22 protein-coding genes are annotated in these 24455 nt (G+C 44.2%); 5 read left to right on the forward strand and 17 right to left on the reverse strand.

All coding sequences use genetic code 11. The features are described 5' to 3' along the window. Positions 1-12: 12 nt before the first annotated feature. The 14 genes from ACTQ3A_RS09450 to ACTQ3A_RS09515 all read right to left on the reverse strand — a co-directional run bounded on the left by ACTQ3A_RS09450 (position 13) and on the right by ACTQ3A_RS09515 (position 14355). A complete protein-coding gene (locus tag ACTQ3A_RS09450) occupies positions 13-888 on the reverse strand; it encodes a DUF3881 family protein (protein ID WP_441494691.1) in 876 nt (291 codons plus the stop codon). A gap of 77 nt (positions 889-965) precedes the next feature. Continuing rightward, positions 966-2270: a serine--tRNA ligase gene (serS, locus tag ACTQ3A_RS09455; protein WP_441099344.1), complete on the reverse strand. Its 1305-nt coding sequence runs from the start codon at positions 2268-2270 to the stop codon at positions 966-968. Between the two features lie 558 nt (positions 2271-2828). Beyond that, on the reverse strand, positions 2829-3338 hold the full coding sequence (locus ACTQ3A_RS09460; protein WP_441099343.1) for a DUF4446 family protein: 510 nt from the start codon (positions 3336-3338) through the stop codon (positions 2829-2831). A 28-nt stretch (positions 3339-3366) separates the two neighbouring features. Next, a complete protein-coding gene (locus tag ACTQ3A_RS09465) occupies positions 3367-4500 on the reverse strand; it encodes a ParB/RepB/Spo0J family partition protein (protein ID WP_441099342.1) in 1134 nt (377 codons plus the stop codon). Beyond that, positions 4500-5288 carry a ParA family protein gene (locus ACTQ3A_RS09470; protein ID WP_441099341.1) on the reverse strand — a complete coding sequence of 263 codons (789 nt, stop codon included), beginning with the start codon at positions 5286-5288 and terminating at the stop codon, positions 4500-4502. Before ACTQ3A_RS09470 ends, ACTQ3A_RS09465 begins: the two co-directional genes overlap by 1 nt. 658 nt (positions 5289-5946) lie before the next feature. Beyond that, the gene (gene rsmG, locus ACTQ3A_RS09475) at positions 5947-6723 is read right to left on the reverse strand and encodes a 16S rRNA (guanine(527)-N(7))-methyltransferase RsmG (RefSeq protein WP_441099340.1); all 777 of its coding nucleotides are present in this window, start codon (positions 6721-6723) and stop codon (positions 5947-5949) included. 187 nt (positions 6724-6910) lie between these two features. Beyond that, entirely contained in the window at positions 6911-8812 is a 1902-nt protein-coding gene (gene mnmG / locus ACTQ3A_RS09480; protein WP_441495303.1) for a tRNA uridine-5-carboxymethylaminomethyl(34) synthesis enzyme MnmG, read from the reverse strand. A 397-nt stretch (positions 8813-9209) separates the two neighbouring features. Next, positions 9210-10730, reverse strand: coding sequence for a tRNA uridine-5-carboxymethylaminomethyl(34) synthesis GTPase MnmE (gene mnmE / locus ACTQ3A_RS09485; protein WP_441494692.1), 1521 nt, complete (start codon positions 10728-10730; stop codon positions 9210-9212). A gap of 385 nt (positions 10731-11115) precedes the next feature. Beyond that, on the reverse strand, positions 11116-12084 hold the full coding sequence (gene jag, locus ACTQ3A_RS09490) for an RNA-binding cell elongation regulator Jag/EloR (RefSeq protein ID WP_441099338.1): 969 nt from the start codon (positions 12082-12084) through the stop codon (positions 11116-11118). Positions 12085-12098: 14 nt separating this feature from the next. Next, entirely contained in the window at positions 12099-13385 is a 1287-nt protein-coding gene (locus ACTQ3A_RS09495; protein ID WP_441099337.1) for a YidC/Oxa1 family membrane protein insertase, read from the reverse strand. 31 nt (positions 13386-13416) lie between these two features. Next, entirely contained in the window at positions 13417-13647 is a 231-nt protein-coding gene (yidD, locus tag ACTQ3A_RS09500; protein WP_441099336.1) for a membrane protein insertion efficiency factor YidD, read from the reverse strand. Continuing rightward, positions 13644-13988 carry a ribonuclease P protein component gene (gene rnpA, locus ACTQ3A_RS09505; RefSeq protein WP_441099335.1) on the reverse strand — a complete coding sequence of 115 codons (345 nt, stop codon included), beginning with the start codon at positions 13986-13988 and terminating at the stop codon, positions 13644-13646. The genes yidD and rnpA overlap by 4 nt, the downstream gene beginning before the upstream one ends. 81 nt (positions 13989-14069) lie before the next feature. Further along, entirely contained in the window at positions 14070-14201 is a 132-nt protein-coding gene (gene rpmH / locus ACTQ3A_RS09510) for a 50S ribosomal protein L34 (protein ID WP_004603371.1), read from the reverse strand. After that, complete coding sequence (locus ACTQ3A_RS09515) at positions 14194-14355, reverse strand: hypothetical protein (protein WP_441495304.1); 162 nt, start codon at positions 14353-14355, stop codon at positions 14194-14196. The genes rpmH and ACTQ3A_RS09515 overlap by 8 nt, the downstream gene beginning before the upstream one ends. Before the next feature lie 324 nt (positions 14356-14679). Between ACTQ3A_RS09515 and ACTQ3A_RS09520 the strand changes: the two genes are divergently transcribed. Continuing rightward, positions 14680-15663 (forward strand): glycosyltransferase family 2 protein, encoded by a 984-nt coding sequence (locus ACTQ3A_RS09520; protein WP_441099334.1) that lies wholly within the window; start codon positions 14680-14682, stop codon positions 15661-15663. Between the two features lie 45 nt (positions 15664-15708). Further along, positions 15709-17148: a flippase gene (locus ACTQ3A_RS09525; protein WP_441099333.1), complete on the forward strand. Its 1440-nt coding sequence runs from the start codon at positions 15709-15711 to the stop codon at positions 17146-17148. A 55-nt stretch (positions 17149-17203) separates the two neighbouring features. Here ACTQ3A_RS09525 and ACTQ3A_RS09530 read toward each other — a convergent pair whose 3' ends face one another. Next, positions 17204-18079: a glycosyltransferase family 2 protein gene (locus ACTQ3A_RS09530; RefSeq protein ID WP_441099332.1), complete on the reverse strand. Its 876-nt coding sequence runs from the start codon at positions 18077-18079 to the stop codon at positions 17204-17206. Between the two features lie 443 nt (positions 18080-18522). Between ACTQ3A_RS09530 and ACTQ3A_RS09535 the strand changes: the two genes are divergently transcribed. The 3 genes from ACTQ3A_RS09535 to ACTQ3A_RS09545 all read left to right on the forward strand — a co-directional run bounded on the left by ACTQ3A_RS09535 (position 18523) and on the right by ACTQ3A_RS09545 (position 22152). Further along, the gene (locus ACTQ3A_RS09535) at positions 18523-19782 is read left to right on the forward strand and encodes a glycosyltransferase 61 family protein (protein WP_441099331.1); all 1260 of its coding nucleotides are present in this window, start codon (positions 18523-18525) and stop codon (positions 19780-19782) included. Between the two features lie 96 nt (positions 19783-19878). Then, entirely contained in the window at positions 19879-20793 is a 915-nt protein-coding gene (locus ACTQ3A_RS09540) for a glycosyltransferase family 2 protein (protein ID WP_441099330.1), read from the forward strand. A 93-nt stretch (positions 20794-20886) separates the two neighbouring features. After that, positions 20887-22152, forward strand: coding sequence for a nucleotide sugar dehydrogenase (locus ACTQ3A_RS09545; RefSeq protein ID WP_441099329.1), 1266 nt, complete (start codon positions 20887-20889; stop codon positions 22150-22152). Positions 22153-22242: 90 nt separating this feature from the next. Here the strand turns inward: ACTQ3A_RS09545 and ACTQ3A_RS09550 are convergent, their stop codons facing one another. Together ACTQ3A_RS09550 and ACTQ3A_RS09555 are read right to left on the reverse strand one after the other, a co-directional pair. Further along, a complete protein-coding gene (locus tag ACTQ3A_RS09550) occupies positions 22243-23154 on the reverse strand; it encodes a glycosyltransferase family 2 protein (RefSeq protein WP_441099328.1) in 912 nt (303 codons plus the stop codon). A gap of 62 nt (positions 23155-23216) precedes the next feature. Beyond that, positions 23217-24440 (reverse strand): hypothetical protein, encoded by a 1224-nt coding sequence (locus tag ACTQ3A_RS09555; protein WP_441099327.1) that lies wholly within the window; start codon positions 24438-24440, stop codon positions 23217-23219. Between the last annotated feature and the right edge of the window lie 15 nt (positions 24441-24455).

Genomic DNA, 24455 nt, shown 5'->3' on the forward strand with positions numbered 1-24455 from the left:
ACCTCATTTTGATTAAAAATTCAACCTTCCCTGAAGCCAGATTATTGCTTTCAATCTTCGTCCGACTTCCGGTTCTCCCGTCAGATCCTTTTCGTTAATGCAGACATCCAGAGGGACGTCATTGCAGATAACACCGATCTGGTACACCTTTTCGCCGGTTGCGTGATTTCTGACTTCCTCACAGCTCGTGATGTCGCCCATGATATTGTACAGGTCACATTCCATACCATAAGGCATGAAATAGGAATCAACAATGGTGTAGATATCCTCATTCTGTACCCTGTGCGAGAGCATGGTATAGGTATCGTAATCCTCCATCGTCAGGCTCTCAATTGCGTCTTCATCGCCGTTCTGTGCCGCGTTGAACAGTGAACTGCGCTCCTCCAGTTTCTTCCGGTCCACGGGAAGCGCTTTCTGTTCTTTCCTTACAGGGAACAGTACCGTGCCGTTTTCCGCAAGTGCAGAAAGGGAAACCGAGGTTGTCGTGTCATTTAACTGTCCGCCGCCACACATGCTGATATATTCACCTGCATTGGACACATAAAAAATCAGTGTCGTGCCGACTCTCATATCGTCACAGGCCCCGGCAAACGACTCTGTGGCCAGATGGCGTTCAACGGCAATCTGCTCATACGAGGTGACCTGCGATCCCCAGAAAAACGGGAACAGATATTCCATATGGAATAAGTTTTCATTGTCGTAGGTGCCGCACACGGTCACGCCCATGTCTGTAGCAAATTCCTTTGATATTTCTGCAAAAAGGTGACCTTCTTCATCCACTGCTGTTTTTTTGAAATCATAGTGAACGAGGACATCCTGAATCAGGCGTCCGAGATCGTCAAGCTCATGTAATCTGCTGAAACCGATTGATCTGAGGAATTTATGCATAGGCAACTCCTCTCAATATTTTTTTGAAACGACAGATCTGTCCATGTGGATTTCCTCATGGCTTCCGTTTCGTTCCATTATTTTTCCAGGCAGGATTTTCTTGGGACAAGCTTGTCCTTTCCACCCATATACGGACGAAGCGGCTCCGGAATCGATACTGTACCGTCTGCATTCAGATTATTCTCAAGGAATGCGATCAGCATACGCGGCGGTGCGACACAAGTATTGTTCAGGGTATTGGCGAGATATTTCTGTCCGTCCTCTCCCTGAACGCGGATTCTCAGTCTTCTCGCCTGAGCGTCTCCGAGGTTGGAACAGCTTCCTACTTCAAAGTATTTCTTCTGACGTGGAGACCAGGCCTCTACATCGCAGGACTTTACTTTGAGATCCGCAAGATCTCCGGAGCAGCATTCCAGTGTGCGGACCGGAATATCCATGGAGCGGAAGAAGTCAACCGTGTTCTTCCACAGCTTGTTGTACCAGTCCATGCTCTCCTCCGGCTTGCAGACAACGATCATTTCCTGCTTTTCAAACTGATGAATCCGGTATACGCCTCGCTCTTCGATTCCATGCGCACCCTTCTCCTTGCGGAAACACGGGGAATAACTGGTAAGCGTAAGCGGAAGCTTCTGTTCCGGGATGATCTGATCGATGAAACGTCCGATCATGGAATGTTCTGAGGTTCCAATCAGATACAGATCCTCTCCCTCGATCTTGTACATCATCGAATCCATCTCATCGAAGCTCATAACACCGTCTACTACCGCGCTGCGGATCATATATGGAGGAATTACATAGGTAAATCCGCGGTTGATCATAAAATCACGTCCGTAAGACAGAACTGCGGAATGAAGCCTTGCAATGTCTCCGAGCAGATAATAGAATCCGTTTCCGGCAACGCGTCCTGCCGCATCCATATCGATTCCGTCAAAGGATTCCATAATATCCGTGTGGTAAGGAACCTCGAAATCCGGAACCTTCGGCTCACCGAATCTCTCAATTTCTACATTCTCGCTGTCATCTTTTCCGATCGGGACGGAAGGATCGATGATATTGGGAATGACCATCATTCTCTTCTTGATTTCCTCGTCCACAACCTTCTGACGGTCTTCAAGCTCGGCAATTCTCTTTCCCGTATCAGCAACCTTTGCCTTGATTGCCATTGCTTCATCCTTTTTCCCCTGACCCATCAGCTTTCCGATTTCCTTGGAAATCTTATTGCGCTCAGCCTGAAGCGCTTCCTTCTCCTGAAGAAGTTCTCTTCTCTCTTTATCAAACTCGATGACTTCATCAACCATCGGAAGTTTTCTGTCCTGGAATTTGTTGCGGATGTTCTGTTTTACTACTTCTGGATTTTCTCTCAGAAACTTAATATCAATCATGATTTCTTCCTCCTGATTCTGCTTTGAATACTATATAATATCACTCATGAATTTGCAAGTTACTGTATAAGCTCTTCGAAAACGCAGACAGGATCGTCACGCGCGAAGCGTGTGTAAGAGACTGTATGCGATTTCGAAGGCAACAGGTATGAGCGTGAAGCCGTGTGAAACACGGCGAAAACGCGAATACCTGTAGGATTGCGGGAGTGCGAAGCACGGAGCAATCCGTAGCTTATACAGTATGTGGCACGATTTATCGTATGATGGTTACTGTATAAGTCCAGTCGCAATGTTCTTGGCCCACAGTGAGCTTGCTCACCAGTGGGCAAGAACATTAGCAACAACAACAGGTATGAGCATGGAGCGGTGCGAAGCAACGCGGGAATGCGAATATGCGCGGGCAGTGAGCCACATCCGCTCACACAAAGTGTGAAGCGGTGGGGAGAACGCCGCGACAGACCGACGAAGTCGGTCACCTGTTAGCGGCACGGAAGCCGCGAAGCAGCGAAGTGACGCGGGGGCTTATACAGTATGTGGCACAATGTATCGTATGGGCATCTACTGAATATTCTCCTCACCATAATGATATGCGGTCCGCAGTGCCTCTACTTCCTCATCACTCAGCATGATATAGGATTCTCCTTTTACGATTTCCTTGATATAGAGATAGCAATTATCCCGGCTGTGGATGGCGTTCAGTACAAATCCGCTATTCTCCGAATCGAGCATTGCGAGCGCAAAGCTCATCTTACCCCCTACATCCTCGAATGCGTCATACTTCACAATTCCGTATTTTGTCAGCGATTTATCGTATATTTTTTGCAGGTGCTTCAACGACGACGCATTCTCCGCCTGTCTGCTGTCCAGCTTGTCGAGTGCCTTTATCTTTGATGCCATCGCCTTTTCTACCGATTTTCCATCATTTCCCTTCATGAAAATCCGGTACTTTCTTGACAGATGGTTGAGTCTCCTGTTTGTCTGTGCCAGTGTAACCGCGAGCAGCACCACGGCTACTGCAAGGATAATAATTATGATTCCGGCTGCTGTGCTCCCGAATAGAGTTTTCATTATTTATACTTCCTTCCTGCGCCCTCGTTCAGCCGATCATATCAATGATTCTTTCCAGTTCTTCCTGCGAATAATATTCAATTTCGATTTTCCCTCTGTCTCCCTGTGGCTTAATCTGTACTTTACTTCCCACCAGTTTCTGGAGATTTTCCTCGATGGATTTATATGCAAGTGCTGTCTGCTCATCCATCTCCGGCTTTGTGCGCTGTTTTCTCGGGTTCAAAATACTCTTCACAAGTTTTTCCGTTTCACGCACACTCATTTTTTTCTGAATCACCTGATGAGACGCATTGATCTGCGCTTCTTCATTCTCGATTGCGAGGAGCGCTCTTGCGTGTCCCATGGTGATGTCCCCATTCAGCAAAAGATATCTCACAGGTTTTGCAAGCTTCAGAAGTCGCAGAGAATTTGTGACTGTTGATCTGCTTTTTCCTACTTTTACCGCCACTTCATCCTGTGTCAGATGGAATTCGTCGATGAGTCTTCGATAAGCTTCTGCTTCTTCGATTGCATTCAGATCTTCCCGCTGAATATTTTCAATCAGAGAGATCTCCATCTGCTCCTGATCATCAAAGTTTTTCAATATTACAGGAACTTCCTTCAATCCTGCTTCTTTTGCCGCTCGCCATCTTCTTTCTCCCGCAACGATGACGTAATACTTGTCCTTCTTCTGAACAAGAAGCGGCTGCAAAACTCCGTACTGCCGTATGGAATCGGCCAGCTCGTGGATTGCCTCTTCCTTGAAGTCCTTACGCGGCTGATCCTGATTGGGAACAACCTCGGTCAGCGGTACCGTAATCACACGGTTTTCTGCAGATTCTTCGGAAATATTTTTTGATGCTGCTGGTGGATCTGAGGAATGTCTGGTATTATCCGGAACGCTATCGGATGAATTGCCTGCCTTTAACGATGCGCTGCCAGACATGAATTCCGTCGAAACGTTTGTGATATTGTCTGCGTCATCATTGCTTCTGCCATTTTCAACGATGTCATTTCCAGCATTTTCAGTACTGTCTGACGATGGTGATTTTGATATGCTTTTATGGTTACGCGGCCCAGCCTCTTTTTCCCGTTCTTTTTCCTGTTCTTCCTCATTGTCAATTTTGTGAGGAATCAGAGACTCTAATCCTCTTTTCTTATTTAAACCTCTTCCCGATCCCATTACTCAACTTTTCCCTTCTTGACCAATTCTTTTGCAAGCTTACGATAGGCTTTTGCTCCTTCTGATTTTCTGGCATAAATATTAATCGGAAGGCCATAGCTCGGTGCCTCCGCCAGACGTACATTCCTGGGTATGATGCTCTTAAATATGTGAGCATCCAGATTTTCTTTTACATCATCAATTACCTGACCGGAAAGCTTTGTTCTTGAGTCATACATTGTAAATACAACGCCTTCGATCGTCAACTTATCATTTAATCTCTCCTGTACCAGATTGATCGTATATAAAAGCTGTGCCAGTCCCTCCAGCGCATAATACTCACACTGAATCGGTATAAGAACGCTGTCGGCAGTAGTAAGCGCATTGACCGTCAGCAGATTCAGAGAAGGCGGACAGTCAATAATGATAAAATCATAATTTTCCCGTTCTGGTGCGATTTTATCTCTGAGAAGATACTCCTTATTTTCTGTCTCAATCAATTCAATATCTGCACCCGCCAGATCTACATTTGAAGGCAGAAGAAAATATTTTTTGATTTCATCATTTTTCTTATACTTCAGCTTAATCATACAGTCTTCAATCGAGCATTCTCCGAGCAGGAGATCATAGACTGTATTTTCAATTTCCTGCTTGTCGATTCCGACTCCGCTGGTAGTATTTCCCTGCGGGTCCATGTCGATTAAAAGCACTTTTCTGCCAAGTTCGGCAAGAGACGCAGAGAGATTAATGGCGGTGGTGGACTTCCCGACACCACCTTTCTGATTTGCAATAGCGATTACTCTGCTCAAGTGATTTATTCTTCCTTTCAATCAAAAATATTGTGTCCGGTTTAAGACTTTAATAAAGAAACAACAGATTGATTATACCATTTTTCAAAAATAATCGGTAGATGTTTCACGTGAAACATCTGTTTATTTTCAAATTGTATTATGTTCAACACGCTCTAAAGAATACTAATGTTTCACGTGGAACATTTCCCTGTATTTCTTAATTTCGATTCAGAGTGAGCATACGATTGCTGTGGTATATTCTCATCGTATTTTACATGGAACTTCGCTGATATATGCATTGTTCTCTTTTTTACTGAATTTCGGCTACGGACAAATATCTCATTAATGTTTCACGTGGAACATTATCTCCATTTCGTGATTACATTTCAGATGAAGCATTTGCTTTCTATCAAATTATCGAAATAATGATTCAAAATTTTTTCTTGCCGTACTATATAAAATATGAGTAAAAAATTCCACGTGATTCATCTTGATCTTTTATGTCGCGGACAGTTGATTTACGTCTTAGACATAAATTCGTTCATGATGTTTCACGTGGAACATTTATGATTACGATACGTTTATGATTATGCTATGCATTTGTTTGATCAGAGCTTGTATTATCTCTAATATTCAGTCTGTAAGAGTTTATATCTGACTCTGAATCTTTGAGATCCTATAAAGGTTTTTTTGTCGGTGTCCCTGCCTTTCGAGGATATGTTGCGGGTATCTTTTTGACTTTTTTAATGTCAATGAGAGTCCGTTCTATTTTTTCGTTGTCTGACGGATTGTTCATAAGGAACGTTTCTGTCCCGGCTATTTTACCTCCGAGTGTAGTTATTGCTCTTCTGGATGTTGCGATTTCTTCTTCCGCTTTATTTGACTTGTAAGCAATGAAGTCTCCGTTTACCTTTACAAGCGGCAAGCAATATTCACAAAGAGGAGAAAGGTTTGCAACTGCTCTGGATACTGCAATATCATACTGTTCTCTGTGCATCGGATCTCGTCCGATATCCTCGGCTCTTTTCTGCAGGACGGTTACGTTTGTCAGATTTATTTTTTCAATCAAAGCGGTCAGATACTTTACTCTCTTCAGAAGTGCATCGACCAGTACAAACTTCACATTTGGAAAAGCGATTGCGAGAGGAATTCCCGGAAATCCGGCACCCGTCCCCATATCGATTACCTTTAAATCTTTACCGTTGACTAGTTCATCTCTGATCTTTTTGATCCGGACAAGAGAGAGACTATCGATGAAATGCTTTGTAATCACGTCGTCGAAATCTGTGATTGCTGTAAGGTTCATCACCTTGTTTGTTTCAACAAGCATCTCATATGTAAGCATAAACTTTTTGACCTGTTCGTCCGTCAGGGAGAGATGAATCTCTGCTAATTCTTCTTTGAATCGATCTGCAGAGTATTTATGTTCATATAAATCATTTGCTTCATTCATTTCATTTACACCTGTAAGTGGAACTCATTCTCAGTTGTTCTACTGTATTTCCCTACTTCTGTATTTCTTTATTTCTAAATTTCTGCACTTTTATATTTCTGTATTTTTGTAATTCTGTTTTTCTGTAGTGCTATATTTTTTTCTTCTGCTTTATCGTTTTCAGATTTTCCGCGGCTGCCGTCTTTTCTCAGTCTTTCTGCTGCCGTCTGCTTTCCAGATATACCATAAGTACAGATATATCCGAAGGAGAAACTCCGGAAATACGCGATGCCTGCCCGATGCTGATGGGGCGGTACTTTTCCAATTTTTGTCGTGCTTCTATTCTGAGACTCGATACGGCTTCATAATCGATATCATCCGGAATCTTCCATGATTCTTTCTTTCTGAACTGCTCCACCTGCTTCATCTGTCTCTTGATATAACCTTCATACTTGATGTTGATATTAACCTGTTCACCAACATCCTCCGGCAAGACCGGACGGTCATGATCAATTTCTGCAAGTATTTTGTAATTCAGCTCCGGACGCCGGATGAGCTCCGCTATGGAACTGCCGCTTTTCAGCTCTGTTGAATGATTACTGCTCAGGAAGTTCTGTACCTCTTCTGTCTGTCCGACAAAAGTATTTGTGACTCGTTTAATCTCGTCTTCAATTTCTTTCTGTTTCTTCAGTGTCTTTTCATATTCCTCATCACTGATCAGACCGACCCGATGTCCGTATTTTCTCAGCCGGAGGTCAGCATTATCCTGGCGAAGCAGCAGTCTGTATTCAGCCCGACTCGTCATCATCCGATAAGGCTCAAATGTCTGCTTGGTACAGAGATCGTCTACGAGAACTCCGATATAAGCATCCGAACGATCGAGAATCAGAGGTTCCTGTCCGTTTACCTCCATGGCCGCATTGATACCCGCATAAAGTCCCTGTGCCGCCGCCTCTTCATAACCGGAGCTTCCGTTAAACTGTCCGCCGGAAAAAAGTCCGTGTATTTTCTTGAATTCAAACGTAGGCTTCAGCTGAACCGGGTTGATGCAGTCATACTCTATGGCGTAAGCGTTCCGGACAATTTTCGCATGCTCCAGACCGGGAACTGTACGATACATCGCGTCCTGCACATCTTCAGGCATCGAGCTTGACATACCATCCACATACATTTCGTTTGTATATTTTCCTTCCGGCTCGATAAAAACCTGGTGACTGTTCTTGTCTGCGAATTTTACCACCTTATCCTCAATGGACGGACAGTATCTTGGCCCGGTCGCATGGATTTTGCCGGAATACAGTGGAGATCGGTCCAGATTTGCTCTTATTATTTCATGCGTCTTCTCATTCGTGTGCGTCAGCCAGCAGGATTCCTGCTCAATCTGAACTGAAGCAGGGTCTGTTGAGAATGAGAATGGAATGACGGGATCATCGCCCTTTTGTTCTTCCATCTTTGTGAAATCAATGGTACGTTTATCGATACGCGCAGGTGTTCCGGTCTTGAAACGGAACATCTCAATTCCATTTTCCTTCAGTGAATCAGTGAGATGCGTGGCAGACTGTAATCCATTTGGTCCTGTATAATTCACGGTATCCCCGTACAGACACCGTGCATTGAGATACACTCCGGTACAAAGGACCACTGCCTTGCTGTGATAAATGCCGCCGGAAAAGGTTCGGACTCCTTTACAGACACCATTTTCGACGATCAGATCAGACACCTCTGCCTGTTTAATGGTCAGGTGATCCTGATTTTCCAGCACACGTCTCATGCTTCTGCTGTACTCACTCTTATCCGCCTGTGCTCTGAGGGAATGAACGGCAGGTCCTTTTGATTTATTCAGCATTTTGGACTGAATAAATGTACGGTCAATATTTTTTCCCATTTCGCCGCCCAAGGCGTCAATCTCTCTCACAAGATGACCCTTGGAGGTTCCGCCGATATTCGGATTGCACGGCATCATCGCAATATTATCCGCGCTGACGGTAAAAACAATCGTTTCAAGGCCAAGTCTTGCACATGCAAGAGATGCCTCGCATCCGGCATGACCGGCACCTACAACTACTACATCGTAATACTTTTCAATCACAGGCATGATGTCTTCCTTCATCTGATTTTCATCAGTTATCAACAAATTTCCTCAGTTATCAACATAAACCATTTAAGTTTGTACAGCATGTGGCACGATGTATCGCACGGGATTTAAAATTAGAATGAACATTCGGATACGGCTATAGTGAGTTATGATGATATATAATATATATTTTTTAATTTTAATAATATATTATTTTATATTTGTTATATTATTATCATTTTATCGCTAAAGCTGTATTTCTCTCTTCCGTTATTTTCAAGCAATATTTCACGGAGATTTCATCGACCTGATCTTTCATCTATTTCCCCATGCAGGATTAATATTTCGCCGAGATTTCACTGACAAGATCATTTATCTATTTTCCCATGCAGGATTAGAATTTCGCCGAGATTTCATCAACAAGATCCTTCATCTATTTTCCCATGCAGAATTTTGCAAAGATTTCATTGACCAGATCTTCTCCCAGTGACTCCCCGGTGATCCGGCCAAGTGCGTCTATTGCTCCCATCAGGTCGATGGACCAGAAATCCTCCGGCATCTGATCATCAATACTCTTGATCACGTAATCAAGGGAGTTTTCCGCATCCTCGAGTGCTTTTTTGTGGCGGGCGTTTGTGACATAGATCTGATCGTTGAATTCTATCTTACCATTGAAGAACATTTTTTCAATCTGTTTTTCCAGACCTTCCATCCCCTGTTTTTCCTTCGCCGAAAGATTCAGAATCACAGTTTCGGACAAGCCGGCAGAGTTACTCACATGCTCATGCAATCCGGCAGAGTCAGTCATTGTCTCACGCTGACCGCCGGAATGTTCCACGCCTGAAGTAAGTCCCGGATGAGCCGCAGTCGGAGTAAGTTCCGAATGACTCGCGAGTTCCTCCTTCAGCATATCTTCAGTGACCTCGGAATCCAGATCACTCTTGTTCAGGACAATGATGGTCCTCTTGTTTTGGATCAATTTCATGATCTCGTAATCATTCTGATCCAGAGGAACCGACCGGTCGACGACATACAGGATCAGATCCGCGTCCCTGGCCTGATCAATTGCGCGATTGACACCGATCTGCTCGATCTTATCCGAGGCGTTCCGGATTCCCGCGGTGTCCAGTATACGCAGGGTAATGCCACGGACATTGATCTGTTCCTCCAGAACATCTCTGGTTGTTCCGGCGATATCGGTGACAATTGCTCTTTCTTCCCCCAGCAGAAGATTCAGCAGAGAAGATTTTCCCGCGTTCGGCTTTCCGAGGATCACCGTCTTGATTCCCTCCTGAATCAGTTTTCCGGAGTCGGCGGATTGCAAAAGCTTCCGGATTTCCGTCCTCTGCTCTTCCACAACCATGCGAAGTTCCGGTCCATACCCCTCCAGGCTGATGTGCTCCGGATCATCCAGTGCTGCCTCGATATGCGCGGTCTCATATAAGAGCTTCTGGCGAACCGTCTCTATTTTTTCCGAAATTGATCCCGACAGCTGCTGTTGCGCGCTTCTCAGAGCATAATCGTTTTTGGCCGAGATGATGTCCATAACAGCCTCTGCCTGTGACAGATCCATACGGCCATTCAAAAAGGCCCTCTTTGTGAATTCTCCAGGTTCCGCCGGCCGCGCTCCGGCATGAATTACCGCCTCAAGAACTCTTCGGGTCGCCAGCACTCCTCCGTGACAGTCAATTTCTACCGTATTCTCACCTGTGTAGGAATGCGGCTCGCGCATCACCAGTACCAGAACCTCGTCTATTTTTTTTCCGTTATCGGATATGTAACCGTAATGAATCGTATATTGCTTCTGATCAGACAGCCTTTTCCCTTTTTTTCCTGAATAGACACGATCAGCAATCGCAAAGGCATTTTTGCCGCTGATCCTCACAATGCCGATTCCAGAGGGCGCCATTGCAGTTGAAATTGCTGCGATTGTATCATCAAAGTTTTCTGCCATATCCGATTTCACCTTTCTTTCATGCCGCCAGATTTTTCGTAAACACTCACGCAATCATACCGATAAATCGCTTTTTATCAACATTGAACGTAAGTTATCAACATAATCCGGGTTCACAAGAATATCATTCTCTTCCAACGAGATAAAACACGCTGCGCGAGTTTTATTTCGCTATCGCGACGCTCGCCGCACACGAATACTTCGCATTCGGCTGCGGCTCACTGTTCGCGTAAATAAAAAACCCGCATCGAAAAAACATATAGCGGCATTCTCCGGATCTATCCGGCATGTCGATATGTTCTTCCGATGCGGGCGTCATATACATTCTGTAGTGATCCGCCTGCGGGTCATGACCGTTTTCTCTCTGATTCAGAGCAGGAAAAAATCAGTCCCGGTAACCGCCCTTTTTCGGAGTTACAACGACATGACGGTACGGTTCATTTCCCTCACTGTGCGTTTCCACATATTTGTTGTTCTGCAGTGCGGAATGAATGATTCTTCTCTCATAAGGATTCATTGCTTCCAGAGAAACCGCGTGATGACTTCTGCGGACCTTATTTGCGATATTGTTCGCCAGATTCTCCAGGGTTTCCTTGCGGCGTCTGCGATAATCCTCGGTATCAAGCTTTACGCGGACATAGTTTTTCTGGTCCTTGTTCACGACAAGAGATACCAGATACTGAAGAGAATCGAGCGTCTGTCCTCTCTTACCGATCAGAATACCCATGTCATCGCCCTCAAAATCGATGTCGAGGCTTCCCTCTTCCTGGTTGTACTCAATTGTGATATTGACAGGAAGCTCCATTGCCTTGAAGATACCGTCCAGGAATTTGGATGCGGAAGCTTTCATCGTAACAATTTCTTCCGCTGTTCTCTCTACCGGTACTTCCTTCTTATCCGGAGTCTTTGTCTCTGCCGGCTTCTCATGTCCCGGCTCCTTATCTGCTTTTCCTGTGTCAGAAGACTCCGCCGGCTGCGTTTCTTTCCTCTCCTCTCCGCTTTTTCCGGATTTCTCTCCGGATGTCATCCGCTGATCGGAGGTTTTCTCTGCACGAACCGGTTTTCCTTCGTTTTTCGCAGGTTCTGCCTGTGCTGCGGAATCCGCATTTTTCACCGATTCTGCTTTTGTCTCTGATCCATGATTCTCCGGAATCTTTCCGGATTTCTTATCTGCTTCCTTTTCCTCTTTCCGGCGGACCTGAATCACTGCCGGTTTACTGCCGATTCCAAGGAAGCCTGAACTGCCTTCACTGATCACCTGGATATCCAGCTGATCACTGGAGAGTCCAAGCTCGATACATGCTTTTGTAATGGCGTCATCCACGGTTTTCGCAGATACTTCCATAAAATCCATGTTCATGCCTCCCGTTATTTCCTTTCACTATTCCTTCCGCTGTTTTTTTTCTCATCAAAGCTCTTTACCCAGTTTGCCTTCGCAGTGATGCTGTCCGGGTTCAGATTCTTTGTATCCCTGTAAAACTGAGAGGAATCAATATCTTTTCCGTTCGATCGTGAATTCTGAATATGCTTCACATTTGTACGGGCGTTCTGTGTTACGTTGCTGACGTAATCCTTGCTCTTTTCTTTTTTCTTTTCTGCCTTGACAGCCTGCTTCTCGATCATCTCTTCGACATCAACTGCGCCTATGCTCCGGTTGATGATTACCTGCTGTATGGCACGGATCACTGCACCTGCAATCCAGTAGATACCGATACCCATGCTGAAGGTAACGCAGATAACTGCCGAAAAAATCGGCATGATCATGTTCATGCTGTTCATCTGACGAGCCATAGCGTTGTCACTGTCTGTGCTCTGCTGCGGCATCAGCTTCATGTTCAGCCACTGTGTAAACCATGCAAGCACAGGAACCAGGATACCCGCAATCAGTGCGCCGATAATTGCGGCTGTCGCCGTTCCTCCGGCAATGTTGCTGAAACCTGATTTGATGGCATCCCAAGGAGTCTCGGAAATGTTGATTCCCAGGAAGTTGTTGATTCTCGCGGACTGCGCGGCAACACTGCCCATCTGATCCTTAAAGGATGCAAACTGCTTGATGCCCTCAAGCTTGGCCCACTGTGACGGCTTCATCACATACATCATGTCGATGATCCGGTTTACGGTGTAATCACCTTTTCCGTTCACACGAATTTTGTTGTTTGCCACAAAATCGGTGATAATCTTCTGATATCCGTCAACAGTTGAAATTTTGACGGCAAGGCTGTTGAAAATATTCGCAACCCTGGATACATATCCGGGAATGTACAGAATTACCTGATACAGGCCGAACAGGATCGGCATCTGAATCAGCAGAGGCAGACAGCTTCCGGTAGGCGACACTCCGTACTTCGAGTACAGTGCCATCGTCTCCTCCTGCATCTTCTGCTGAGAAGCTGCATCTTTCTTTCCCTGATATTTTTTCTGCAGTTTCTGAAGTTCCGGCTGAATTGCGTTCATGACCTTGGAGCTCTTCTGCTGCTTGATCTGTACTGGTGTAAGGAATAAGTAGATGATAATGGTGAAGAATATGATACAAAGACCGATATTCGGAATACCAATTTTGTAAAGTACAAAATAAATTCCATTCATCAGCCATCCGAGCAGCTGCGCGATGTATTTGATCAAGGGCATGCTGGACTTGCTTAATAAAAGTTCCAAATTATCTTCCTCCCGGAATTTTCTTTCTGGCTCACGGTACCGGATCAATCCCGCCGTGCGAGAACGGATTGCATCTCAGGATTCTCCAGGACGCCAGCAAGCCGCCTTTGACTGCACCATATTTCTCAATCGCCTGTACAGCGTACTGGGAGCAGGACGGAATGTAAGGACAACGGATTCCTCCCTTTAATGGCGACAGATATTTCTGATAAAGACGAATCCCCTGTATCATGACATACCTGGGTTTCATTTTCTGATTCATTCTTTATCCTCCAGTATGTGATGTCTTCTGCCCAGATGATAGAGCGCGTCCGCGATCTCCTTCTGTGTGCAGTTCTTTGATCCGACTCTGCAGATGACAACCACATCAAAGCCCTTGGAAAAACTTTCCTCCTTTAATCTGTAAGCCTCTCTGACCAGTCTGCACAGATGGTGACGAACCACACTGTTGCCGACCTTCTTGCTGACAGAAATACCGATTCTGTTTTTTTCCAGTTGATTTTCCAGGATGTACATGACAAGATATTTATTTGCTGCTGATGTTCCCTGTCTGTAAACCTTCTGAAAATCCGTGTTTTTCTTCAGACTTTCTGAAAACTTCATGTGTATTCCTTTTCAAAAGTATTCTTTCATAAGAAAAGACCACAGAATAAACTGCGGTCTCCGGTCTGCTTCAATCTATGCTTATGCTAATACTTTTCTGCCTTTTGCACGTCTTGCAGCTAAAACTTTTCTTCCGCCCTTTGTAGCCATTCTTGCGCGGAATCCGTGAACTCTTTTATCAACCTTCTTCGGCTGCCATGTCATCTTACTCATAATTATCTTCCTCCTTGCTTTCCTCAACATGCCGCTCTGAATTCATGCGGCGAGACAAATCTTTTTTACTTCCGGATCCGTCAATCATAAAGGTCAGATCCGTGCAGTCATATACCTCTTTCCAGAGAACATCTGTTTTATTATAAGCATTCAAAGGCGGCGCGTCAAGGCCTTTATGTATAAGGACTCCGCAATTTATGTATAAGGATTTTTCAATTCGGACAGCCACGCATCAGCGATTTTCTTCCTAATATCAGTACAGTTTCTGAACTTGACAATCATGGGATTTATGGTAATGTGAAAATCATATTTGCGAGCTTGTTTCTGCAGGCACAGTAAACCCTCATGCCCCGCAAGCGGGCCGCCACAACATGTACAAAGCCAATTGTTTTCCTTTTCATCAGGCGGGAACCGCGATGCAAAAGCATTATGGCTGAGTCTGCAAATGTCATTTTGATAAACAGTGGGATATCGACATATGAATTTTGGATTTGTAATTCTGCATTACAGGGCTTATGAGATGACCGTCAGATGTGTGTCATCCATACTTAAGCTGTTTTCCTCAGACAATCTTCACATTGCTGTTGTAGATAATGCATCTCCCGATGGAAGCGGGAAGCGTTTGCAGGAGCATTTCTCAGGCAAATCACAGGTAGAGGTAATTCTGAATCATGAAAACCTGGGCTTTGCCAGGGGAAACAACGCAGGCTATGATTTTCTGATTCAGCACTACGATCTCGATTTTGTGATTGTGATGAACAATGATGTCATCATTGAGCAGTCAGATTTTCTTCAGAAAATCGCAGAAAAATATCAGGAAACGCCTTTCTCCGTTCTCGGACCGGATACCTATTCGACATCACGTAAGGTCCATCAAAATCCCTTCAGTCTTTCCGTAATATCCGAAGAGGAATTGACCCTGAAAGCACAATATTACCATGAAATTATGGAACATCCCGGATTTATGTATCTGGAGGAGTCTCTGCGATATTTTTTCATCAATATTAAGCCGGTATATTCATTTGTTCACGCTCTGTCGAATCTTGCGAGAAGAATTCTCGGAAAATACTCAGCAGAAGATGAAATGCAGAAGAAAGCCGAGCGTGATCATCAGGAACAACTGAAAACGCTCTGGCAGAAATATCGGGAGGATGTAGTTCTTTTTGGCGCATGCTATATTTTCTCACGCGATTTTATCCGGAAACGTCCCTATTGCTTTTACCCGGATACCTTTATGTACTTCGAAGAGCAGATCCTGGGGTATGAATGTCAGCGGGATCATTTAAAGGTCGTTTATGATCCGGCACTCCAGGTACTCCATTTTGAGGATGTATCAACCAGACAATCCCTGAAGACCGGTTATCAGAGATTTCTTTTTAAATCACGTGAAATGGAAAAATCCTGTAATTTACTTCTGTCATTAATGAGAAAGGACAAGGAAGCGATTCCGCCTCATTCTTAAATTCTGCAAAAATGATGCATGAGAACGAATCACTTCTCAGATAATATGAGTAGCCAGTCATCTCTTCGTAAAAACGCTGTTCTCAACACGATCAAACAGATCTGTACCATTATATATCCGATTATTACTTTCCCCTATATATCACGTGTACTGGGGAAGTATTATTATGGAAAAGTTAATTTCAGTAATTCTATCGTAAGCTACATTCTTATGATTGCTGCCCTCGGCATAACCAACTATTCCATTCGCGAGGGTTCAAGAATTAAAGACGACAGGAAGGAACTTCAGAAGTTCTGCAATCAGATCTTTTCTATAAATATCTGTTCTATGATTGTGGCATATATTGTTCTTTTTCTGCTGATCTGCTTCTGGAAAAAACTGGACGGGTATACTCTTCTGCTGTTAATTCAGGCTTCTACGGTACTTTTTAATACCATTGGTACCGACTGGATCAATTCCATATTCGAAGATTATGAATTTATTACCATCCGATACATTATATGTCAGGGAATTGCAGTAGTTCTGATGCTTTTGCTTGTACACAGCAAAAACGATTATCTGCTTTACGCGGTTACCTGCTCCATCGGTACAATATTGGCGAATATCATGAATGTCACCTACATTCGCAAGCACTATGATCTGCATCCGCGTCTGACTCTTCATATGGACCTTCACCGTAATATGAAGCCGATTTTCATGCTCTTTGGATCCGCCGTTGCCACGACTATTTATGTGAACTCGGATATTACCATTCTCGGTCTTCTGAAAAATGAATCAGAGGTAGGTCTTTATACTGTGTCCTCGAAGTTCTATACCATGCTGAAACAGATGCTGAATGCATCTCTTACGGTCGCTGTTCCGAGAATATCTCACGAGAGGGACAGTGTAAAACCGCAGACGCTGAATCGTCACCTCAGCCGGATCATAGGCAGTCTGATTATTTTTTCCTTCCCGATAAGCGCAGGACTCTTCAGTCTGTCCAGGAATATTATCGTTCTGTTTTCTGGTGTTGAATATGAGATGGCCTTTACATCTCTTCAGATTCTGAGTATCTCCATCATATTTGCGACCATGGCTTCCTTCTTCATTAATGTAATCATGATTTCCTTCGGAATGGAGACACAGGTACTTTTTGCAACTATGTTTTCCGCACTCATTAATATTGTTCTCAACTTCGTCCTCATTCCGGCCTTCGGACAAAATGCTGCCGCGTTCACCACATTATTGTCAGAGATTTCTATTTTCTGTCTTGGTATCTTCTACACCCGAAAAAAGGTTAAGATTTCAATCAGACGGAATGTGGTCATTGCCGCCACAGAGTTTGCCGCTGTCATGGTAATCTGTGCAGGAATCAGGCATTTTCTGAGCAGTAATAATTTAATGACCATCTTTCTCTGTGTAATTCTCTGCGCGGCGGCATGTCTTGGAATTCTATTCTGCCTCGATAAAGATGATGTTAAGAAGCTGATTCATTTTCGGAAGTGAACCGGTAAAATGTATTCCAGAAAAACCGCATTCTACAGGGACCTGAGTCCCTGTTCTACTTTTTGCCCGATCTTCCCCAGAGTCCCATGTGATTTGCAATCATACGGACCAGAATGGAAAAACTGAATTTTGTATGAAGACTTTCTCTGAGAAAAATCCCTGCCTTTTCAGAATCCCCATCAACTGCGCACGCATGTGCCATCATGCGCAGCTGATGAGCTTTGGATAACGGATATTTGTCATACCATGATTTATATTTCTCGTAGATTTTCTCTCCGGCGGTATTGGTTACCCTCGATGAAATGCTGTCGTCCATGACCACACTGTTTACCAGCGGTTTTTTGATATAACCGATTTTGTAGCCTTTAACAGCCGTATGAATTACAAAATCCCAATCCTGGAAACGCCTGAGGTTTTCATCAAACATGATATCCAATGCCACCTCACGCCGTACAACGATCGTCTGCGTACTGATCAGATTGCCATATAGCAGCTGATCCACAGCATCCCCGGTCTCATCAAAATCACGGAGCGGATGATAAGTCGTCGTTCCGTTTTCAATGCGATTCATTCCGCAGAAAACCAGATCCTTTTTGTTCTCAATCAGATATTTAGATTCCTCTTCCAGCTTTTCCGGCATCCATTCATCGTCACTGTCCTGAAAGGCGATGATATTTCCTGACGCCATGCGGATTCCTACGTTTCTTGCATGATTTGCTCCCTGATTTGATTCGTATCGATGATAAATGACACGGCTGTCCGGAAAATCACGGAAGATCTCTTCCGTGCCGTCGGTAGAACCATCATCAACCACGATTACCTCAAGGTTCTGATAAGACTGATTCAGCACACTTCTCAGACAATTTGTAATAGAATCTCTGCGGTTATATGTCGGTATAACAACTGATATTTTCTCTTGTTTTTCATTCATAATACTATACCTGCTTTAATCTGATTCTGAATAAAAATCTGCCTCTTCTGCCGGATCTCTATCATCATCTTACAGATCTGCTGCAGCTTCTGCCAGATCAAAATTTTCATTTGAATCATGCCTGATTCGATGATTCTCCCTGAAATCTTCCGGCGATAAAAGGCCAATTTACATCTAAATATATCATCGACCCCCAACTATTTCAACTAACGCGGTATGGCGATTTCATGCGCCATAGACGACAGACGCCAATACGGTAACTGTATAAGCTACGGATTGCTCCGTGCTTCGCACTCTCGCAATCCTACAGGTATTCGCGTTTTCGAAGAGCTTATACAGTAATATCAAATTGTAAGCTTTCCTTGTTTGTGGTATCATAAATAAACATGTAAAGAGCCATAGACAGTCTTGTCCGCATCATTTCGCTGCTTAGGAGATTCCGAATGATCACCCACTTATATTTGCATGATCTTTATGATTCGAGCTTTCAAGAACTGATAAATTCGAATTTTGTCGATAATCGGACACTGAAGGTACATATCACCAGAACAGCCACAATCATTCCATGCACAACAACAGGACCATCTGCGCGTGGAGGAGTAATCGATGAGAGTGGAAACTATATCGGGTTTTCCGGGTTCGATACTCTTTCAGATGTTGACAGATATAATTCCCCGGATGATTCAGACCTCCAGAACGCTGCCAGAGATACATCCCTGGACAATGCCATTTATTTAGGATTTGTACGCAGACACTGGGGGCATTTTTTAATTGATTCGCTATCAAGGTTATGGTATGCAATAAAAGATAATTCCTCTGCCCCGTTATTATATTTTGGTGAAAAAATTCCGGACAACGGAACAGATGCTGACTTATTGAGACTGATCGGTGTTGACTTAAACCGCCTGATTTATATTGATCATCCAGTAACGGTTAGTCATTTATGCATTCCGGAACCTTCGTTAATCCCGGGAAGATATGTCACACCTGAATTTTTGTCAGTATTTAACCTTGCTGTGGACAATGCGATTAATAGGGCCGATACAGGAAGAACATGGCCGTCAAAAATATATTTGTCGCGATGCCGTCTTCCATCCCATCTGACATCGGAATTTGGGGAAGATCCAATAGAGGATATCTATCGCAGGAATAACTATTCCATAATATATCCGGAAACGCTTCCTCTTACAGAACAGATCTGCTATTTATCCCATGCCTCAAAGATCGCTTTTGTCAGTGGAACCCTGGGACATACGCTGTTATTCGCAAAAGAAGATACGGACGTAACCATATTACGAAAATCAGTGAAGCAAAACTATAGGCAGATCATGGTGAATCAGATCAAAAATCTGAGGGTAACCTATGTTGATATCTATGTTCAGTTAGCATCTGTTGACGCATCAGGGCCATTTTGTATCGTCGTCAATAATCATTTCTTCGATTACTGCAGGGATAACGGCATGCATCTGTCCGAAAAATCCTTTTATGCCAGGAAGAACAAATCTGTTCTATTTCAATACAGGAAACAGCTGCTGCTGAGACTATTGAAAAGATGCGCAAAAAGACAAGGCAAAATGGAAAACTATTTGTTTTCTGAACAGCATCAATTTGACTTGAAGGTATCCGATAAATTACTCAGAAAATATTTCAAAATAAGCTCTTCGAAAACGCGTACAGAATTGTCACACGCGAAGCGTGTGTAGGAGACGGATGAAGCTGCAAAAGGACAGCGATGATCATCGGATTGTCACACGCGAGTCGTATGCAGCCGACCGGATGCGATCTCGAAGACAACAGGTATGAGGATGAAGCGCGAAGTGAATCAGCAGACAATCAGTGTAATCACACCTTTTTACAAAGGAAATAAATATATGCACTCGCTTGCAGATATTCTGGAATCCAACGCAGAAAGAATATCTGCCGCGATCCAGTGGCTCATCGTCAATGACAGTCCGGACTGCCCTGTGGATATGATGAACATAACCCGTAATGCCTATCCTCTCCTCGAAACAGAGGTGATCCGGCTTCCGGAAAACGGTGGAATTCATCACGCAAGGATCGAGGGGCTCAAGAGAGCATCCGGTGACTTTGTTCTCTTTATTGATCAGGATGATCAGATATCTCCGGATTTTTTAAAAATCATGAGCCGTCTGATGACAGAGGATGTTGACATAGCGGTCTGCAATGCCTGGCTGGAACAGCAAGATGGCTCTATGCTTCCGGCTTTTTTCAGACAAGCGGACCTGGATGATGTACGCAATCTGGAAATATATATCAGAGTCAGGAACCCCATTCGTTCACCCGGGCAATGCCTGATCCGGCGATCCTCCATACCGGAGGCGTGGCTCCTTCATCCAATGAAAAAAAACGGCTCCGATGATCTTCTTCTCTGGATTCTGATGCTGTGCAGAAAAGCAGTGTTTGCAGTTACTCCCGACTGCCTATATACACATAAATATACCGGTTCTAACCTGTCGGAGTCGTCTGCTCAGATAAAGACATCGTCCATGGAAGTTGTCGATGTACTGCAGTCAACCGGTGCTTTAACGTCCGGACAGTTAAAGGATCTCGAGCTTTCTGTGGAATGGGCAGCTCTTTGCTCCGCAGGACAGAAGCCTCTTTTTTCCCTGAAATTTGCGAGAATTCTTTTTACCAGGATCTCCTGTAAATTCAGACACCTTGTTTCACCCCGCATCAATATAACATCCGACTAATAGACACAATAGATAAGCATCCTGATCCTTTTTGCTGCAGGATTGGCCCACAATATATTTAAAAACCCGGAATATTTTTAAAAAGGAGTATTTATGAATTCAAATAATGATCTTTCTTCCATAAAAATCGCGGTTGCCGGAACAGGCTATGTCGGCCTCTCCATTGCCACCCTGCTTGCACAGCATCATCATGTCGTTGCCACAGATATTCTTCAGAACAAAGTAGACCTGATCAATGCCCGCAAATCTCCCATACAGGATGAATATATCGAGAAATATCTGGCCGAAAAAGATCTCGATTTAACCGCAACCACCGACGCGGAAAAAGCATACAGCGATGCGGATTTTATTGTGATCGCCACCCCGACGAACTATGACAGTGTGAAAAATTATTTTGATACCTCTGCTGTAGAATCGGTGATCGAGCTCGTATTAAAGGTGAATCCAAAGGCAATCATGGTTATTAAATCCACCATTCCGGTCGGATATACCAGACATGTTCGCGAGAAATATCATACGCAGAATATCATCTTCAGCCCTGAATTTCTTCGTGAGTCGAAGGCTCTGTATGATAACCTCTATCCCAGCAGAATCATTGTGTCTACTGACCCGTCAAATCCGGAAACGGTAAAGGCATCTCACACCTTTGCTTCTCTCCTGCAGGAGGGGGCCCTGAAGGAAAACATTGATACTTTGTTTATGGGATTCACGGAAGCAGAGGCTGTAAAGCTCTTTTCCAATACTTATCTGGCGCTGCGCGTTTCCTTCTTCAATGAGCTGGACACCTACGCGGAAATGAAGGGCCTGAATACAAAGGAAATTATTGACGGCGTGTGCCTCGATCCCAGAATCGGCACGCACTACAACAACCCAAGCTTTGGTTACGGCGGATACTGCCTGCCTAAGGATACAAAGCAGCTGCTGGCAAACTATGCTGATGTCCCGGAGAACCTCATCCATGCAATCGTAGAAAGCAACCGGACACGGAAGGATTTCATCGCTGACCGTGTACTTAGCAAGGCCGGATATTACGACTATTATCACAACGGAGACTACAATGCCGCTGAAGAGAAAAAATGCACCATCGGCGTATACCGCCTGACCATGAAATCAAACTCCGATAATTTCAGGCACTCCTCTATTCAGGGCGTAATGAAGAGAATTAAGGCAAAGGGCGCCACCGTAATCATCTACGAGCCCTCGCTGGAAAACGGCAGTACCTTCTTTGGATCAGAGGTTGTCAACGATCTGGCCGCTTTCAAGTCAAAAAGCGACTGTATTCTGGCAAACCGCTATAACCATGATCTTGACGATGTCAGGGATAAGGTTTATACACGGGATTTATTCATGCGTGACTGAACAGATCGCCCCACCGCTCACACAAAGTGTGAACCGGTGGGGCGAACGTTGTTTATTGCATAGTTATAGATTGATAGATTGCATAACCGTTTACTTACCGAGATATTCAATCTCTGGATAAAATTTCTTTCCTATTTTCACTGCTTCATCCATCAACTGTATTCTTCTCTTTTTCTCATCGTCTGAAAGAGAAGACTTTCGAATCCGTTTCTTATGCATTTCTCTTCGAATCCAGAAAAGGATTCTTCCCTTTATTCCCTCCCGACGGTATAAAACCGTTTCATTCCGATACATATAGCTGAAGCGTTCCAGCAGCCCCTCATCCGCAGTTTCAATCGCAGGTCCGTCATTATTTTTTGATTTGTGCACCACAATGCTCTTCGCGGAATAATAGCATGGATATTTCAATGAGATCCGGCGTGTGTATTCCCAGTCATCCGTCCAGATCACGAATTCTTTATACGGCAGACCTACATTCTTCACTACAGATGCAGGAACGAAAAGAGAGACAAAAGTGGCCAGAACAATATTCTGACAATCCTTCTCTGGTTCCTTCAGTTTCTTAACCAGCGAAATTTTCTGCTGGTTCATCCGACATGGTGTTCCATCCTTCCAGAGAACCCGGCTGGACAGAAACCCGTAATTGCCCTGCAGGGAATTTCCAAGCTTCAGTAATTCCTTCAGGGAATTTTCTTTTACGATACAGTCGTCATCCATAAGCCATAAATAATCATAGCCCATCTCACAGGCTTTCCTTATCCCGTAGCAAAAGCCTCCTGCGCCTCCAAGATTGGAACCTGTGTTATCATAATGTACCCTGGAATTTTTCAATTCATCCGCAATGTATTCCGGGGTCCCGTCTGTCGATGCATTATCAACAATCAACACATCGCATTCTTTGACGGACTGGTTCAGGAGTGCCTGCACACATTCCTTAAGCAGTTCTTTCCGGTTATAGGTTACAATAACAGCAGTGATTCTTCCCTCATGTAAATCATTCATGGCTATTCCTTACTCCTATTTGTTCGAACAGAACATTCACAGCTTTTCTCCCGCAAACCTGTTCAAACAGAACGCTCACAGCTTTTCTCCCGCAAACCGGGTTTCCAGTCCTGACACATAGAAAATGGCAGTAGGATGAATGGATTGAATACGGTTTCGGTTAATCTCGGTTCCGTCACACATAATAAGCAGATGACTACCAGACTCATGGTCAGAAAAGAATCCGAGACCTTTACCGACCGATAAATCATATAGCTGTACAAAATAATCACAGCTCCCAGAAGGATTGCTCCCTGTTCCAGTAAAACCTGAAGATAGGCACTGTCGACATAGTTATATGCTGCAGGATTTTCCCATCCGATCCAGGAAATCGGCTGTCCGAATAAGGTGATCGGATATTTTAACAGGGCGTTGTGCCCGAGCCGGAGCCGCTGTGTCAGAAGTGTATTCAGTTTTGACAGAAACGGATTGTATTTGCTGTATGCTGCCTGAAGATAAATGGCCACTGCAGCTGAGACGGCAGGGATTGCCATAAATATTTTTTTCCATGAATCCTTCTGTCTGGTTTTTCTTTTCTTCTGCACACGAATCCGGAGCCCGATCAGAAAAGCCAGTAAAATTGCTCCCGCATTCAGTAAAAAGATAAATCGGCTGTTTGTCATATAAAACAGCCAGTATGCGAGCATCACGAGGATCGCATATTCAGCGACCGTCGTTTTCTCTCTGCGGATACAGAAATAACACAAACTGATAAACAGAAGAGCTGTCGGTGCATATGTCGTCCAGGAAAAACCCAGGTAATGCCTGGAACGGTCCGAGATATCCCGTATGGTATCCTTCAGGACACCTGCCTGACTGAGAATGACTATTCCGGAGAGCATTACTGACCGGACGATCAATGAAACTTTTAAGATTTTTTCCGGATCTACAGAAGAAGCTCCAAATATCATCCAGAAAAGAAATAATCCGGACCGGTTATCTGAACGCACCGAAACCAGAAGTCCGATCACAAGAAGGATGGCCATTGCCAGCATACTTTTTCTGGTATGATAGTCATGAATCAGTTTGATCAGAACACCTAAGTAACACAAATATCGAATATTTTGTAAAAATGACTTGAACCCGGCTGTGTTGGAAAAAACACCAACCTGCAGGAATACAGCTGCAGTATAGATAACCAGTATGACGAGATAGAAGCCTTCCCATCTTGCTGCTTCCACTTCCCTCGCCGCAGGTCTATCTGAAAAAATCCCGGCCTTTTCCGTCACCTTCCCTGTGTATACCATTATTTTCCTTTCTAA

It is taken from the genome of Bilifractor sp. LCP21S3_F8 (genome assembly GCF_052117805.1).
In the GTDB taxonomy this organism is placed as follows: domain Bacteria; phylum Bacillota; class Clostridia; order Lachnospirales; family Lachnospiraceae; genus Bilifractor.

Excerpts from the sequence above, each read along its gene's own strand:
- ACTQ3A_RS09450 (WP_441494691.1), bottom strand. The coding sequence starts at position 888 with ATGCATAAATTCCTCAGATCAATCGGTTTCAGCAGATTACATGAGCTT.
- serS (WP_441099344.1), bottom strand. The coding sequence starts at position 2,270 with ATGATTGATATTAAGTTTCTGAGAGAAAATCCAGAAGTAGTAAAACAG.
- ACTQ3A_RS09460 (WP_441099343.1), bottom strand. The coding sequence starts at position 3,338 with ATGAAAACTCTATTCGGGAGCACAGCAGCCGGAATCATAATTATTATC.
- ACTQ3A_RS09465 (WP_441099342.1), bottom strand. The coding sequence starts at position 4,500 with ATGGGATCGGGAAGAGGTTTAAATAAGAAAAGAGGATTAGAGTCTCTG.
- rsmG (WP_441099340.1), bottom strand. The coding sequence starts at position 6,723 with ATGAATGAAGCAAATGATTTATATGAACATAAATACTCTGCAGATCGA.
- mnmG (WP_441495303.1), bottom strand. The coding sequence starts at position 8,812 with ATGAAGGAAGACATCATGCCTGTGATTGAAAAGTATTACGATGTAGTA.
- mnmE (WP_441494692.1), bottom strand. The coding sequence starts at position 10,730 with ATGGCAGAAAACTTTGATGATACAATCGCAGCAATTTCAACTGCAATG.
- jag (WP_441099338.1), bottom strand. The coding sequence starts at position 12,084 with ATGGATTTTATGGAAGTATCTGCGAAAACCGTGGATGACGCCATTACA.
- yidD (WP_441099336.1), bottom strand. The coding sequence starts at position 13,647 with ATGAATCAGAAAATGAAACCCAGGTATGTCATGATACAGGGGATTCGT.
- rnpA (WP_441099335.1), bottom strand. The coding sequence starts at position 13,988 with ATGAAGTTTTCAGAAAGTCTGAAGAAAAACACGGATTTTCAGAAGGTT.
- rpmH (WP_004603371.1), bottom strand. The coding sequence starts at position 14,201 with ATGAGTAAGATGACATGGCAGCCGAAGAAGGTTGATAAAAGAGTTCAC.
- ACTQ3A_RS09520 (WP_441099334.1), top strand. The coding sequence starts at position 14,680 with ATGAATTTTGGATTTGTAATTCTGCATTACAGGGCTTATGAGATGACC.
- ACTQ3A_RS09525 (WP_441099333.1), top strand. The coding sequence starts at position 15,709 with ATGAGTAGCCAGTCATCTCTTCGTAAAAACGCTGTTCTCAACACGATC.
- ACTQ3A_RS09530 (WP_441099332.1), bottom strand. The coding sequence starts at position 18,079 with ATGAATGAAAAACAAGAGAAAATATCAGTTGTTATACCGACATATAAC.
- ACTQ3A_RS09535 (WP_441099331.1), top strand. The coding sequence starts at position 18,523 with ATGATCACCCACTTATATTTGCATGATCTTTATGATTCGAGCTTTCAA.
- ACTQ3A_RS09540 (WP_441099330.1), top strand. The coding sequence starts at position 19,879 with ATGAGGATGAAGCGCGAAGTGAATCAGCAGACAATCAGTGTAATCACA.
- ACTQ3A_RS09545 (WP_441099329.1), top strand. The coding sequence starts at position 20,887 with ATGAATTCAAATAATGATCTTTCTTCCATAAAAATCGCGGTTGCCGGA.
- ACTQ3A_RS09550 (WP_441099328.1), bottom strand. The coding sequence starts at position 23,154 with ATGAATGATTTACATGAGGGAAGAATCACTGCTGTTATTGTAACCTAT.
- ACTQ3A_RS09555 (WP_441099327.1), bottom strand. The coding sequence starts at position 24,440 with ATGGTATACACAGGGAAGGTGACGGAAAAGGCCGGGATTTTTTCAGAT.